The organism is Ralstonia mojiangensis (assembly GCF_023955645.1).
In the GTDB taxonomy this organism is placed as follows: domain Bacteria; phylum Pseudomonadota; class Gammaproteobacteria; order Burkholderiales; family Burkholderiaceae; genus Ralstonia; species Ralstonia mojiangensis.
Map to the genome: position 1 here is coordinate 463,671 of NZ_JAMXHU010000004.1, position 13,221 is coordinate 476,891.

Consider the following 13,221-nt stretch of genomic DNA (forward strand, 5'->3'; position numbering starts at 1 on the left):
TCTCGCTGAGAATGGAGCCGCTTACTGGCCCAGGGTCAGAGCCTTGGAGGCCATCGTCTTGGTGGTGTTGGCGACTTCCACGTTGGCCTGGTACGAGCGCGACGCAGAAATCATGTTGACCATTTCGTCCACCACATCGACGTTCGGCATGGTCACGTAGCCGTCGGCATCGGCCAGCGGGTTGCCTGGCTGGTGCATGCGCTTCATGGGGGTGACGGTGTCTTCCACCACGCGGTCGACCGACACGCCGGTGGCGTAGTCGTCAGACTCCTGCGCGGGCGAGAACACCACCTGCTTGGCGCGGTATGCCTTGCCGTCCGGGCCCGTCACGCTTTCGGCGTTGGCCAGGTTGGAGGCGACCACGTTCATGCGCTTGGACTGCGCGGTGAGCGCGCTGCCAGCTACATCCATCACCTTGAATAGCGACATGTTGATTCCGATGTCTTCAAACACTGTTGCCGGCATTGCTGCCGAACCGATCCGGTTGTTCTGTATGGCGGCTTGCTCCGGACCGATCTTTCCCGGCCCGGAGCGCCACACAGTTCCCGCCCCTCTTTCGCCGCGCGTGATTGCAGCGCGGTCGTCTTAATGCCTGTCTGCTGCTCTTGCTACGTCGCGCTAGCTGTTCTGAATCGCCGCCAGCATCGACTTGATCTTCTGCGTCACGATGCTCAGATCGGCCTCGTAGCGCACGGTGTTGTCGGCAAAGCGCATGCGCTCGCCATCCATGTCGACCGTGTTGCCATCGATGGACGGCTGCTGCGACGTGCGGTATTGCACTTCGCCCTGCAGCGCCTTGGTCTGCTGCGACAGCGACGCTTGCATCAGCGACACATCGCCGGCCGGTGCGCCATCCACTGTCAGATGGCCTGAGGCCGTTGCCGTCATCGGCAGGCTGTTACCGCTTTGCTGGCCGACCGCCTTCTGCAGCGCCGACTGAAAATCGAAGTCGCGCGCCTTGTAGTTGGGCGTATCGGCGTTGGCGATGTTCGAGGCCAGAATCTGGTGGCGCTGCGAGCGCAGGTGCAGCGCCTGCTCCTGAAAACCGAACAACTGATCCAGCTTGTCGACCATGTCTGTCATTCCTTGCGCGTGGCGCCCTGGTTACTGCTGCCACCCGCCTGGGTTGCGTTCTGTATTGCGTTTGCGTGTTGCACGTTCCCTTCGGCCGGAGAACTCGGCATCAGCGGCCCCTTCAAAACCGCCGATGCCGTCTCCAAAACCGCTGAACCGCTTGTCATGCTGAGTTGCCGTCATGCAACCTCAGTGGAAAAGACCTGTCTGCGATTCCGATATCTGGCCGAAGAATGGGCAACCTAGCCGTCTACCGGGGCAGGCTGTACGGCCAGGAACCGCACAACGCCAGGGACTTCACCACGTTGCAAAGTCTAGGGGCCGGTGTGCAAGACCATTCGTCCGAATAAGGGGGGGATTGGCCGACATTTCCGCATTTGGCGTTCGCGCACGCGTGGCTAAACTTCACCGGACTTTTGATGAAGGGGCTCTCCATGTCCACGCGGTTTGCACGCAGCGCGCACCACCAGAACCGACCTGCCGCCACGGCCATGCCGCTGGCTGGGCGCAAGCGCCAGCTGTTGTTGATCCTGGCGCTGGGCCTGCTGGCGAGCATCGCGCACCCGATCCTGGCGCACGCACAGGGCATGGTGCGCGTCGGCTATCCGCCGGCCCAAGCCGTGCAACAGCCCGCGCAGCCCACCACCATCCAGGGCCCGAACGCCATCCAGATGCAGATTCAGCAGCAACTGCAGTCGCAACTGGACATCCTGGGCGGCACGAATGAGACGGGAACGCCACGTGCGTCGGTGGAAGTCGGCCCGGTAGATGCCCGCGTGGCCAATCAGCCCTGCGACCAGATCGACCTGATGCTGCCGGCGGCCAACCGTCTGCGCGGCCGTATACAAGTGGGCGTGCGCTGCCGCTCGCCGCACGCCTGGGCGGCCTGGGTACCGGCCACGATTCAGATTACGGGGACGTATTACGTCGCCTCGCACCAGCTTCCGCCGGGCAAGACGCTTGATATGGGGGATCTGGAAGCCCGCACGGGCGATCTCTCGATGCTGCCAGCCTCGGTCGTGCAGCAGCCGGCCGATGTGGTGGGGCGTGTACTGCTCACAAGCGTGGCCGCCAACCAGCCGCTGCGCGCCGAAAGCCTGCGCCTGCCGGTTGCCGTGCAGGCCGGCCAGACTGTCAAGCTCATCGCCGAGGGCGGCGGCTTCCAGGTCAGCAGCGACGGCCGAGCCATGAACCAGGCTGCCGTGGGCCAAGTGGCGCAGGTGCGCACTGCCAACGGCAATGTCGTCTCCGGTATCGCGCAGTCCGCCGGCGTCGTGGCGATCCAGTTTTGATACCAAATTGATAGCGATAGATCACTTTCACACTGTGATGCGTTATCGTTACCCGCCGCTAAAGTTTGGGCCGGGGTTGGCCGATATGGGTGTTAGGATGAACGCGCTCTTCGGAGACACCCGTGAAAATCAACCATATCGTGAACAACACGCCGGCCGTTGCGCCGACCAAGGACGCTGCGTCCGGGTCGACGCGCGCGACCGGCTCGTCCCCGGCCGCTACGACGGCTTCGGGCACTACGCGCCACACCGGCGATGCGCCGTCGCTGTCGGTCCAACAAGTCTCGCGCCAAGTGGGCAGCGGCGACTTCGACGCCGCGCGCGTCGAGCAGATCCGCAGTGCCATTCAGAACGGCACGCTCAAGATGGACGCCGGCAAGATCGCCGATGCGGCGCTTTCCGACGCGCAATCGCTGCTCTCCACGCGATCCAAGAAGGTCTGACGGGGCATTCCCGTCGTCCGTCCCCTGCATTTTCTGACGCCGCCGGTCCGAGAGTTTTCGACTCCGGACTGATCGCGGCGGGGCGGCGTGCCGGCCGGCGGCTGCCCAAGCTCCCAAGCCGAAGGTAGTCACATGGACAACACACTGCTGATCCGCACCCTTGCCGACGAGCAGGAACTGCTGCGCGCAGCCACCCTCACCCTGGATGCCGAAGCGCAGGCGTTGCGCGATGGCGACATGGTCGAGCTTGAGCGCATCACCCAGACCAAGCAGAAACAGCTCGCCGCCCTTGGCGAGGCCGACCGCGACCGCCGCCTGTGGTGGGCTCAGCACGGCGGCGCTGATCCGTACGGGCTGGTCAAATACCTGCGTACCGATGAAACCGCCAGCCGCCTGTTCGACGAGAACCTGGCCCTGGCCCGCCTGCTGCGCCAGCGCAACATCGACAACGGCACCCTGATCGACCTGCGCCTGCGCGCCACGCAGAACGCGCTGTCCGTCCTGCATGCTGCCAACAACGGCGGCGGCACACCCTATGGCCGCGACGGCAAGCAACCGCTGTCGATGCCACGCTTCTCGGTCGTCGCGCAATAAGCCACCACAACACGTTTTTTGGGTACAAAAGCCACGCTTTACGCTCACGTCAATGGGCGTGAAGTGGGGCTAGCTGCTGCTGCCTGATCCTGCTATCTATAGGGGGGTCTAGCACACCACCGATCGGGGTAAACAAAAAGGTTTACATCCCATTGATGGGTGCAACAAGCATGCTGGGGATTTATTCTGCGATTTTGGCGGAGTTAATCCTCCGCGCCTGGCGACATAAACAAGAAAAACCGGAAGGAATTTGCGCCTGAAATGGCGTGCCAAGGTTTCGGCCCGGCGGCACCGCATTGCGGTGACTGCCGGTTGAACGGGGAAATATACCGAGACCGCACGCCAGAAGCATTTCCACAAGCACGGCCATATTGATTTTGGACCTGCTGGGTTCAAATAGACGCGGCAACAAGCTGATTCCGGAAATGGGCAAACAAACCATAACCAGACAGGCGGCGCAGTGAAATCAATCGTAGTGGAGGCACACCCTTTGGTGCGTGCCGGCGCGACCCATGTGTTGCAATCCTTGCCGGCCATCACAGAAGTGGTCAGCGTCGAGCCAGACGAAGCTCTCTTTGAAAACCTCGCGGCGCATGCGGACGCCGAACTGGCCCTGATCGGCTTGCCCTTACCCGGCATCGACGATCTGCCAGCCCTCTCCCGGCTGTTGCAACAGCCGCATCCCCGGCATGTCGCCGTATTGGGCGAAACCGATTCCGCTGCGCACGTGCGGACGCTGATGCAATTGAATGTCTCGGCCTATCTGCTGAAAAGCTATTCCGGCAAATTGATTGCAGCGGCATTGGAATTGGTACTCGCCGGCGGCCGTTATGTGCCGGCGTCGATCGTGCTGACACGGCCTGAAGCCATTGCGGCAGGTTCTGCCAACGGTAATGACGATGGCGCATTGCTCGGTCTGACGCAGCGTCAATATGAGATTCTCGTCTTGCTTTCGCGCGGGCATCCGGTCAAAACCATCAGCCGCATGCTGAGTATTTCCGAGGCGACAACCAAGGCGCATATCAACGCGCTGTATCGCCGGCTGGAAGTGCGCAGCCGTACCGAGGCCGTCTTCGTTGCCACGCAACGCGGCGCCATGCTGCTGAATCAGTCGAACATTGGGACCGAGGCCTCAGCGCCGTCCTCCCCGCCGTTGCGCCTGGCGCGCACGGGCTGACGCAGCCGCCCTTTCGGCTTTTCCGCATAACAAAAAACGGCGCCCGGAATCCGGACGCCGTTGTAAATGCCCGCCCGCGGTGTCGAGACGCGGGCGGTGACAAGGAAAAGCAGAACGCGAAAGGCTTAGAACTTTGCGCGGATGCCTACACCGAAGGTGTCGGCCGTCGACAGGTCCGACACCTTGTCGCGGAAGTACGCCGCATATACATCGGTGCGCTTGGACAACGAATAGTCGTAGCCAACTGCCCAGGTGTTGCGCTTCACGTCAGCCGCACCCGAAGTCTTCGTGTACGCGTACGACGCCAGAACGCTGCCCGGGCCCACCGGAATCGACACACCCAGCTGACCGCCGTTGCTCTTGGCGTCGCCGGTGCTGATCGTGTTCTTGATGTACTGATATTGGCCGTACAGCTTGACCACGCCAAAGTCATACGTGGCACCCAGCTGCCCCGCCGTCTGGCGCGCGAAGCCGGCCACCAAGCTGTTCAGGTCGCCAGGGGCGCCGTCGTAACGCACCTGCTGGAACGCCGCCGTGGCTGCAAAATTGCCACGGAAGTACAGCAGGCTGCCGCCCCACTTGTTCTGACCGTTGTGGCCGGCTTGCTCGCCCGCGCCGTAGATCAGGTTAGCCGTCAGGCCGCCCATGTCCGGCGTGGAATACATGATCGAGTTGTCCCAGCCCGAATCCCCCACCAGGCCCGAGATACCTGCGGCGCCCGTACGGCCGTTGCCGAGGTAGGTGTGGAACACCATCGGCGAGAACGTGTACGAATCGATGAACGGGTTAAACAGGATCGTCGAAACGAAGTACGGCGGGGTGTTACGACCGAGCTTGATCGAGCCCCAGCTGTTCGACTGCAGACCGACAAACGAATTACGTGCGAAGAAGTGGTCGCCATCAAAGCGGCCGGACTTGCCCGTATCTGGGCGGAAGAACGCTTCCAGCGTGAAGATCGCCTTCAGGCCGTTGCCCAGATCTTCGCTGCCCTTCATGCCCCAGTACGACGTCGACATGCCGCCCGAGTTGACACCCCAGGCGCGGTCCTGGCCCAGGTTCTTGGTGGCGCCCGCCCAGGCATCCACCTGGCCATACAGCGTCACAGACGACTGGGCCTGCGCCGCGCCTGCGGTCAGGCCTGCGGCGGCGGCCAGCACGGCCAGCGAAAAACGTCGCTTGAGTTGCATTATTGATTTCTCCCTCTTGTGGTTCCGGTGTGTTGAATCGACTGAATCAGCATTGGGGCGGCAGGTGGCTCAACCCGCCGCCGCTGAGATGGCGCCATGAATGCAACTGCCGTGCCAATACGCTGTCGGCAAAGCGTCGCTTCACAAATAAATATGTTTTCTGGGGAAGGGGCGCAGACTAGCTTGAATACTTTAGGCGAACAAGTCCCCATCGCGGGGTGTGTGGCGCCGTTTCTGCACCGGTCTGGCGCAGTGCGCTTTCAGTCGTTTTGGAGCACGCGGATGTCAACTTCGCGCGTGTAGCGCTCGGGGGAAAAGTCGCAGTACGTGAGGGAGATCGGCACATCAGCCACGCTGTAGCCGATACGACGCACACGGACCAGCGGCACGCCGGCTTCCACGCCGAGCTGCGCGGCCTGGTGAGCATCGGCCACACAGGCCAGCGGGGCCTCGCGAGAGCGCGCGATGGTCAGGTTGGCGCGCTGAAAGACCTGCACGAACAGGCGGTCTTCAAAGTCGCGCGCCTCGAGCATCGCCGCAAGCCGGGACGTGAGCCACGTACGCAGCAGCATGATGGGCTGCCCATCCACCTGGGCGCGGCGCTCGACAAACGCCACCTGCGCGCCCACCGCCAGGTCAAGCGCGGCAGCCACGGTCTCGTCGGCCGCCTCCAGCCGAAATGCACTGACCGTATAGACGGCGCCCGGCATGTATTCCAGCGCGGCGTCGGACTGGCCCGGCGCGTACAGCACCGGCCGATGCGGCCCCACGCGATCGAGCACCACGCTGCGCTGCCCCCGCGAGCGCTTGAGCAGCCCGCGCGCCGCCAGCTCATTCAGCGTGCGGCGCGCCGTCAAGCGCGATACGCCGTAGCGCTGGGCGACTTCGTTCTCGCTGGGAGCGATGCTGCCCGCCGGCAGAGCTCCATGCAGGATGTCGAGCCGAATACGGTCGGCCAGTTCAAGGTATTTGGGCAGGCGAGGCGTCATGCCGTCGTTATACAGGAACGCTCATCACGCGCAGCAACGCAAATGGCCCACCGGGCAGGTGGGCCATTTGCGTTGCACGCTTGCGCGCGCGTCAGGCAGGGCCTGGCAGATCAGGCGATCAGGAACTTATCGCGGTGCTTGCCGATCCAGGCCGGAGCACGGCCGCGGCCGGACCACGTTGCGCCCGTCTTCGGGTCACGGTACTTGGCCGGCACCGGCGCCTTCGCACCGGCACGGCGGCCGCGACGCTGAGCCAAGCCCAGGTCTTCAGCCGTCAGGCCATATTCAGCAACCGTCTGGCGCACTTGCTGGATAACCGCTTCCAGTTCCTTGGCGCGCGCAGTTTCGATCTGCTCTTCCAGTTTGGCCTTTTGTGCAATCAATTCCTTGTATGACGCCATATGCGCTCCCAATAAATTCTGGTGTGAAGTCTGGTGTGGATCAGATATTAGATCAATTGTATTCATAACTGAAATCAAATTTCAACGTTTTTGATCGTGCCCCTTCAAACGGCTGCACTCAGCAAGGAATCAACTCGTGGCACACCGGATGCTCAGTTTCAACCGGAAAACCGGATTGACGCATCGGATTAGCGTACGCGATCATGCAAAGCCGCAGGCTGGTATCGCGTTGCATTTCAGTGCCACCACCATAGCAAGCGCAGCCGGGTCCCGCAATTCCGGCTTTTGCCGCAAGCAGCAATCCGCAGCAGCACAGCAAACGCAATATCAACTCATACGCAGGCCGCACCGTGCGCGTCTGCCATGCAACGCGATTGGATCCGCCATGGCATGCCCATTCGGGTTTGTCAGTAAATCGATTCAAAGCACCACCCTCATGGTTGCAGTTGGACGAGACAACAATGAATACGCCCTTGCCGCGTCGTTTTTACTATCTGCCTTTGTTTGTTGGCGTACTGGCAGGCATCCTCTTTGCCGCCGCGACCTTTTTCTTTCCCGAACGTTCAGTCGAACGGATCAGCGCTTATTTCATCCTGACAATGGGAACATGCGTTTTGATGTGTGCAATCGGGTTGGCACTGACGCATTGCTGGATCGATCAGCATTTCGCCACGCAGCAAGGTAGAAATGACGCGGATACTGAAATAGGACCAGCGCCCTCCGCCCAGCCGCAGCAAGCCGTTTTGAAACCCGCAACCCATAAGAACAACAGCGGGGCCGACAAAGCGAATCCGGAATGTGTTGTATCGACCACAAACTAGACTTTGCGCCGCGCACGAGTTTTGCGCATCATGAACAGCACTGCCCCCGACTTCCGGTAGACGGTGCGTTCTTATTGCGCGCCTCCGAAGTCCACGCTTAATGAGAGAGGACGGGCGATACCTCAGGTTGGAGCGCGGGATGCCAGACGAAATTTCCTACCCGTTGTCGGCGCAGAGCCTTCCGGTTCCGCTCTATGTGGTGCTCGAAGGCCGCATCGTCTTTGCCAATGCGGCGGGCGTCTGCATGGTGCGGGCGTTGTCGGCCGATCAACTGCTCGGCGAGCCCTTCTCGCGCTTCTTCCAGGACGTGCCCACGTGGCTGGAGACGCATACCGGCGAAGACGCCGATGTAAGCCAGCCCGATGCTGGGGCCATATCGCCAGCACAACTTGTCTCAGCCCTTTCCGCAGGCGATTCCAACGAGGTGGTCAGCGTTCGGCTGACGGTCACGCCTACCCGCTTTGACGGGCTGCCGGCGCAGCAGGTTGTCGTGCACGGATTGCCGCTGCCGCTCGATGCGCAACTGCCGGGCAAGGCCGGCGAGCGCGTGCTGAGCGCCGAGGCCATTGGTGCAGCGCTGCCGCATGAGCATCTCGATCATCTGCTTTCCACGCTGCCGTCCGCCGCCTCGCTGGGCGAGCGGTTGCATGCCGCGCTGCGGGCGCTGGAAGCGGCCTTGCCCTCGGCGCTGTGCGTGGTGGTGCGCGTCATCTCCGGGCGCGCGAGGCTCTATGGCACGCAGCGTGCCCGGGCCAAGTTGGCATTGCGCGACGATCACGCGGCGCGCCTGCCCACCGCACCACAGAGTGAGTTCGATATCGAACTGGCCCGCATTGCACCTCTGCTCAATGAGCTGGCGCCCATCGAACTGATTCGCGAAACCAATGCGCCCGCAGCTTTGCGCGAAGCGGTCGTCCGCGTGTTGGATACCGCGCAGCCGACATGGCTGTGCCGCATCCCGGCCCAGCATGGCGGCATGGCCGTCGCCGATGATCTGCTCTGCCTCTTCTTCCCAACTGCCAACCCGCCCGACGACTCAACGTTGCGCGTGGAGTGCGGCCGCTACATCGCCGCGTTGGTCAAGCTGCTGCGCCTGGAGAATGAATATCGCCAGGCCCGCGAGCTGCGCGATCAGTACCGGCTGGTCGTCAATCATTTGAGCGAGGGCGTGCTGACGCTGTCCACCGATGGCCGCGTGCTGTCGTACAACCGCAGCGCGGCCGAGATCCTGCGCATGTCGGGCGCGCCATGGAAAGGCCGCCCCCGTGTGGCACTGAACGACATGATGCTGGGCGAAGACGGCGCCATCCTGCCGCGCGCCGCATGGCCCTCCACGCTGGCCGCCCGCACGGGGCGCGCGATCAGCAACGTCGTTGTGGGTGTGCCGGCCGGCAATGGGCAGATCGTGTGGCTGCGTGAATCGGTGTTGCCGATGTTCTCACCGGACAGCGCTTCCCCCCACGCGGTGCTGGTCATCTTTACCGACATCACGGCCGAGCGCTCCGCTTACGAGCAACTTCGTCTGCTGGAGACCAAAGATTCGCTCACGGGCCTGCCCAATCGGGCGGCGTTCATCGAGCGGCTCGATGCGCGGCTGACGCTGCCGTCCACGGGCGAATCCGCGTTGCTGTATATCGGGCTCGACCACTTCAAAACCGTGAACGAGGCGATGGGGCACCACGTGGGCAACCAGGTGCTCAACATGGCGGCGCAGCGCATCCGCAGCCAGACGGGCCAGCGCGCGTTGCTGGCCCGCCTGGGCGGCGATCAGTTCTGCGTGGCCATCGATGATCCGAGCGCCGCCGACACACTCGCGCAACAGGTGCTCGACGCGCTGGCCCGGCCCTTTACCGGCGGCGAGCGCGAGGTGCATCTGTCAGCCAGCATTGGCGTAGCGGCCTACCCGGAAGATGGCGCCGATGCGGCTTCGCTGGTCAGCCATGCTGAAGCCGCCATGTACCGCGCCAAGGAAAACGGCCGCAACCGCATCACCCGGTATTCGCGCACGCTGGAAACACAGATGCTGCGCCGCTTCACACTCAACGAGCGCATGCGGCGTGCGCTCGGGCGCGGTCAAGTGCGGCTGGTGTATCAACCCAAATACGCGCTGGACTCGGGCGAACTGGTGGCGGTCGAGGCGCTGATGCGATGGTCCGACCCCGAGCTGGGCGCGGTGTCGCCCACCGAGTTCATCGACGTGGCGGAAGAGTCGGGCTACATCCTCGAACTTGGCCGCTGGGCGCTCATGCAAGCCTGCGCGCAGGGCGAGGCATGGGCGCGCAAATTCGGCTTCACGGGGCGTATGGCGGTGAATGTGTCCGCACGGCAGTGCGATGCCGGCGTGATCGAGCGCGACGTCGACGAGGCACTCAAGGCCTCGGGCATGGCGCCGGGCCGGCTGGAGCTTGAATTGACGGAAAGCGTGCTGCTGGCCGACCGACAATCGACGCAGCGTTTGCTGATGAGCCTGGCCGCACGGGGCGTGCGCATTTCGCTCGATGATTTCGGCATCGGTTTCTCGTCGCTGTCATACCTGCGCAGCTTGCCGATCCACAACATCAAGATCGATCGATCGTTCATCAGCGGCGTACCCGGGGTGGCCGACTGCGTGGCACTCACCAAGACCATCATCGCGATGGCCCGCGCACTGAACATGACGGTCACGGCCGAGGGTGTGGAGACCCCGGAGCAATCGGCTTTCTTGTCTGCACATGCATGCGACGAGGTGCAAGGCTTCCTGTTTGGGCGGCCGCTGGAAGTGTCGGCGCTGGAAGATTTGCTGCGCAGTCGAAGCCGCGCACAGGCATAAAAAAACGGACCCAAAGGTTTAACCTCGGGTCCGTTTCTTTTAGGTCGACGCTGAGGTCGAACCGAAATCAACGCGTCGATACGTTGCCCACCAGGCCGCCCAATGCGGCGCCGCCCAGCGTGGCACCCGGACCACCAATCAAAGCAGCGCCGGCCAACCCGCCCACACCCGCGCCAATAGCGGTATTGCGTTGACGTGCCGTCATGTCGGCACAGCCGGTTGCAGTCAGCAGCGTGGCACCGGCCAGCAAAATCGTCAGTACCCGAACCATGTTCTTCTCCTTGAATGCGTCGGTCGCGATCAAGCCATCGCGTAACAAAAGTCTGGCCAACGGGCGCTCAATATGCTGTTTCAAGTTGTAATCAATCGTTGCAATGTGCTGCCCATCCTCGCCGACAAGTCCGTGCCACATTCGCGAGCAGCGCCGATCCAAACCCGTCGCCACGCGGGTCGGATGGTGTTTCCCACAGACTTATCCACATGTTCTGTGCATAACCCGCCTCGCCCGCCGAGACCCAAGTCACAAAAGGGCTTGACGGGTTTGTGCAAACGTGCAGATCACGTAAAACGTGTGCGTGCAGCGCAAGTTATCCACATCGGCAGGGGCTGTTACATCGTGCAACAAACCCTTGTGCGTCAAGCGCTTGCGATGGATTCTGCAAGCAGTGTGCGCGCTACTGTGGACAAGTTGTGCCGGCCGGAAGCGCCGGGCCGGTTTGCCGACCGCCGCAGGAACCGCACGCCCACGGGCGGGCGTCGGCCTAAAACACCCGTCCACGAGCGTTTGACGCTCGAACACGCGCGCTCAACTGTCGGCGTCGAACCTCTGCGAGCGGAAGACGCCCCTCAAACAATCGCATTCGGATGTTTGAGCTCGAAATTTTCGACCTCTGACAACCGGCTCCCACCCTCGGACGGCGGCGCTTCAGCCTGAACGAGTCGACGTCGAGTCTTTGACGGCGAAGCTCGGCTCTCGGAGGTTCAATGGGTCGGATGTTTTTGGGCCGAGTCCGGACCCCTGAGGGCCGTGCACCACTGTTTGACGGTGACGTGCCGGTGTCGGACTATCGAAATCTAATGTTTGAGATCGGCACACCCACCCAACACAGCAGCGCTGGGCAAGCTGCAGTCAACCGGCGGGGCACGTAGCGCTGCATCTGCTTGGCCGGTGGCCGATCGCCGCATGCATCGGACGGACATACGCCCAGCGTGCTCGGGTTCCGGAGCATCTCGGGCCAATTCGATCATGACGATCTCACGGGTCAACGGACGTGATCTGCGGCGGCGCCTCGTTGTGAGGTGAGCCAATCCCGTTAGATCACGGGGCGAGATCAGCCGGCGTATCGACATCGCGCAAGATGCCGGCGTCATCGGTCTCGACGCGGACGAGCTTGGCGGGATCGATCAGCCGCCGCGCGCCCTCGTCGCCGTCGAGCGACATCAGCCCTGCGAAGAAGTCGGCGCCGAAGCCGATGGGGTGGCCCCGCTGCCCGGCGTGAAAGGGCGCAACGCAAGCGTGCGAGTCGAGTGCGTTGGCAACTTGAGTGATCGTCTCGGGCGCAATCCACGGCATGTCGGCCAGGGCGATGACCCAGCCGCTGGCTTGCGGGCGCGCGGCCACACCGGCTGCCAGGCTGGCGCCCATGCCACGAGCGGCATCGGCACACCGCAGGACTTCGCAGCCTGCTTCGCCCAAGAGCGCAGCCAATTGATCGACCTGCGCGCCATGCGTGGCAGCGGCGGGCACCACGGCCACCACGTCGCCCAATGCCTGCTTCAGATGGCGCGCGGCCTGGACCGCAACGGGGATGCCGTCGGGCAGCAAGGCAAGCAGCTTGTTGGCCACGCCCGCCGCATCAAACCGGCTGCCGCGGCCTGCGGCCAGCAACACGCCAACAACAGGCCGCTGCTGCATCAGACCACCTCGGTCTTGAGCGTGACTTCCACGTTGTTACGCGTGGCGTTCGAATACGGGCACACCTGATGCGCCTGGGCCACCAGTTTCTCGGCATCGGCTTGCGACAGACCGCTGATCCGTGCGGTCAGGCCCACCTTCAGACCGAAACCGCCCTCCTCGCGCGTACCGATACCCACATCGCAGTGGATCTCGATGTTGCTCGGATTGAGCTTGAGCATGCTCTTCGCAACGAAGTCACACGCCGAGCCAAAGCACGCGGCATAGCCGGCGGCAAACAGGTCTTCGGGCGTGGTGGTGTTGGGCTTGCCGGGGCCGCCCATGGCCTTGGGCACCGACAAGTCGTGCGAGACCTGGCCGTCTTCGGTCTGCGTGTGGCCGTTGCGGCCGCCTGTGGCCTTGGCGTGGGCGGTGTACAGGATATTCAATGCCATGACATGCTCCTCCGGAGGGTGAACAACGCAATCGCGGACGCAAGAATCAGTCCGCAAAACTGGGAGATACGAGGCTGCAAGAACA

14 protein-coding genes are annotated in these 13,221 nt (G+C 62.9%); 6 read left to right on the forward strand and 8 right to left on the reverse strand.

Going from position 1 to position 13,221, the window contains the following annotated elements:
* Positions 1–21 precede the first annotated feature (21 nt).
* Both flgC and flgB read right to left on the reverse strand, forming a co-directional pair.
* Positions 22–429: a flagellar basal body rod protein FlgC gene (gene flgC / locus NG898_RS18760; RefSeq protein ID WP_004631403.1), complete on the reverse strand. Its 408-nt coding sequence runs from the start codon at positions 427–429 to the stop codon at positions 22–24.
* 189 nt (positions 430–618) lie between these two features.
* On the reverse strand, positions 619–1,074 hold the full coding sequence (gene flgB, locus NG898_RS18765; protein ID WP_024977565.1) for a flagellar basal body rod protein FlgB: 456 nt from the start codon (positions 1,072–1,074) through the stop codon (positions 619–621).
* A 434-nt stretch (positions 1,075–1,508) separates the two neighbouring features.
* Between flgB and flgA the strand changes: the two genes are divergently transcribed.
* The 4 genes from flgA to NG898_RS18785 all read left to right on the forward strand — a co-directional run bounded on the left by flgA (position 1,509) and on the right by NG898_RS18785 (position 4,580).
* Positions 1,509–2,366, forward strand: coding sequence for a flagellar basal body P-ring formation chaperone FlgA (flgA, locus tag NG898_RS18770; RefSeq protein ID WP_252693848.1), 858 nt, complete (start codon positions 1,509–1,511; stop codon positions 2,364–2,366).
* 122 nt (positions 2,367–2,488) lie between these two features.
* Positions 2,489–2,809: a flagellar biosynthesis anti-sigma factor FlgM gene (gene flgM, locus NG898_RS18775; protein ID WP_092971051.1), complete on the forward strand. Its 321-nt coding sequence runs from the start codon at positions 2,489–2,491 to the stop codon at positions 2,807–2,809.
* Positions 2,810–2,941: 132 nt separating this feature from the next.
* Positions 2,942–3,403: a flagella synthesis protein FlgN gene (locus tag NG898_RS18780; RefSeq protein ID WP_004631399.1), complete on the forward strand. Its 462-nt coding sequence runs from the start codon at positions 2,942–2,944 to the stop codon at positions 3,401–3,403.
* 460 nt (positions 3,404–3,863) lie between these two features.
* Entirely contained in the window at positions 3,864–4,580 is a 717-nt protein-coding gene (locus tag NG898_RS18785; protein WP_252693849.1) for a LuxR C-terminal-related transcriptional regulator, read from the forward strand.
* Positions 4,581–4,705: 125 nt separating this feature from the next.
* On the opposite strand, the gene NG898_RS18790 is transcribed toward NG898_RS18785, so the two are convergent.
* From NG898_RS18790 to NG898_RS18800, 3 genes are all read right to left on the reverse strand, one after another.
* Positions 4,706–5,767: a porin gene (locus NG898_RS18790; protein WP_252693850.1), complete on the reverse strand. Its 1,062-nt coding sequence runs from the start codon at positions 5,765–5,767 to the stop codon at positions 4,706–4,708.
* 260 nt (positions 5,768–6,027) lie between these two features.
* On the reverse strand, positions 6,028–6,756 hold the full coding sequence (locus tag NG898_RS18795) for a GntR family transcriptional regulator (RefSeq protein ID WP_252693851.1): 729 nt from the start codon (positions 6,754–6,756) through the stop codon (positions 6,028–6,030).
* Positions 6,757–6,866: 110 nt separating this feature from the next.
* Positions 6,867–7,157: an H-NS histone family protein gene (locus NG898_RS18800; RefSeq protein ID WP_252693852.1), complete on the reverse strand. Its 291-nt coding sequence runs from the start codon at positions 7,155–7,157 to the stop codon at positions 6,867–6,869.
* A gap of 461 nt (positions 7,158–7,618) precedes the next feature.
* Here NG898_RS18800 and NG898_RS18805 point away from each other — a divergent pair, with 461 nt between their 5' ends.
* Positions 7,619–7,978 (forward strand): hypothetical protein, encoded by a 360-nt coding sequence (locus NG898_RS18805; protein WP_252693853.1) that lies wholly within the window; start codon positions 7,619–7,621, stop codon positions 7,976–7,978.
* Positions 7,979–8,117: 139 nt separating this feature from the next.
* Positions 8,118–10,787: a putative bifunctional diguanylate cyclase/phosphodiesterase gene (locus tag NG898_RS18810; RefSeq protein WP_252693854.1), complete on the forward strand. Its 2,670-nt coding sequence runs from the start codon at positions 8,118–8,120 to the stop codon at positions 10,785–10,787.
* 67 nt (positions 10,788–10,854) lie between these two features.
* On the opposite strand, the gene NG898_RS18815 is transcribed toward NG898_RS18810, so the two are convergent.
* The 3 genes from NG898_RS18815 to NG898_RS18825 all read right to left on the reverse strand — a co-directional run bounded on the left by NG898_RS18815 (position 10,855) and on the right by NG898_RS18825 (position 13,136).
* The gene (locus tag NG898_RS18815) at positions 10,855–11,058 is read right to left on the reverse strand and encodes a hypothetical protein (protein WP_009277078.1); all 204 of its coding nucleotides are present in this window, start codon (positions 11,056–11,058) and stop codon (positions 10,855–10,857) included.
* 1,047 nt (positions 11,059–12,105) lie between these two features.
* Positions 12,106–12,702 carry a nucleotidyltransferase family protein gene (locus NG898_RS18820; protein ID WP_252693855.1) on the reverse strand — a complete coding sequence of 199 codons (597 nt, stop codon included), beginning with the start codon at positions 12,700–12,702 and terminating at the stop codon, positions 12,106–12,108.
* A complete protein-coding gene (locus NG898_RS18825) occupies positions 12,702–13,136 on the reverse strand; it encodes an organic hydroperoxide resistance protein (protein WP_009240025.1) in 435 nt (144 codons plus the stop codon). The genes NG898_RS18820 and NG898_RS18825 overlap by 1 nt, the downstream gene beginning before the upstream one ends.
* Positions 13,137–13,221: the final 85 nt, after the last annotated feature.

Excerpts from the sequence above, each read along its gene's own strand:
- flgC (WP_004631403.1), bottom strand. The coding sequence starts at position 429 with ATGTCGCTATTCAAGGTGATGGATGTAGCTGGCAGCGCGCTCACCGCG.
- flgB (WP_024977565.1), bottom strand. The coding sequence starts at position 1,074 with ATGGTCGACAAGCTGGATCAGTTGTTCGGTTTTCAGGAGCAGGCGCTG.
- flgA (WP_252693848.1), top strand. The coding sequence starts at position 1,509 with ATGTCCACGCGGTTTGCACGCAGCGCGCACCACCAGAACCGACCTGCC.
- NG898_RS18780 (WP_004631399.1), top strand. The coding sequence starts at position 2,942 with ATGGACAACACACTGCTGATCCGCACCCTTGCCGACGAGCAGGAACTG.
- NG898_RS18790 (WP_252693850.1), bottom strand. The coding sequence starts at position 5,767 with ATGCAACTCAAGCGACGTTTTTCGCTGGCCGTGCTGGCCGCCGCCGCA.
- NG898_RS18795 (WP_252693851.1), bottom strand. The coding sequence starts at position 6,756 with ATGACGCCTCGCCTGCCCAAATACCTTGAACTGGCCGACCGTATTCGG.
- NG898_RS18800 (WP_252693852.1), bottom strand. The coding sequence starts at position 7,157 with ATGGCGTCATACAAGGAATTGATTGCACAAAAGGCCAAACTGGAAGAG.
- NG898_RS18805 (WP_252693853.1), top strand. The coding sequence starts at position 7,619 with ATGAATACGCCCTTGCCGCGTCGTTTTTACTATCTGCCTTTGTTTGTT.
- NG898_RS18810 (WP_252693854.1), top strand. The coding sequence starts at position 8,118 with ATGCCAGACGAAATTTCCTACCCGTTGTCGGCGCAGAGCCTTCCGGTT.
- NG898_RS18815 (WP_009277078.1), bottom strand. The coding sequence starts at position 11,058 with ATGGTTCGGGTACTGACGATTTTGCTGGCCGGTGCCACGCTGCTGACT.
- NG898_RS18820 (WP_252693855.1), bottom strand. The coding sequence starts at position 12,702 with ATGCAGCAGCGGCCTGTTGTTGGCGTGTTGCTGGCCGCAGGCCGCGGC.
- NG898_RS18825 (WP_009240025.1), bottom strand. The coding sequence starts at position 13,136 with ATGGCATTGAATATCCTGTACACCGCCCACGCCAAGGCCACAGGCGGC.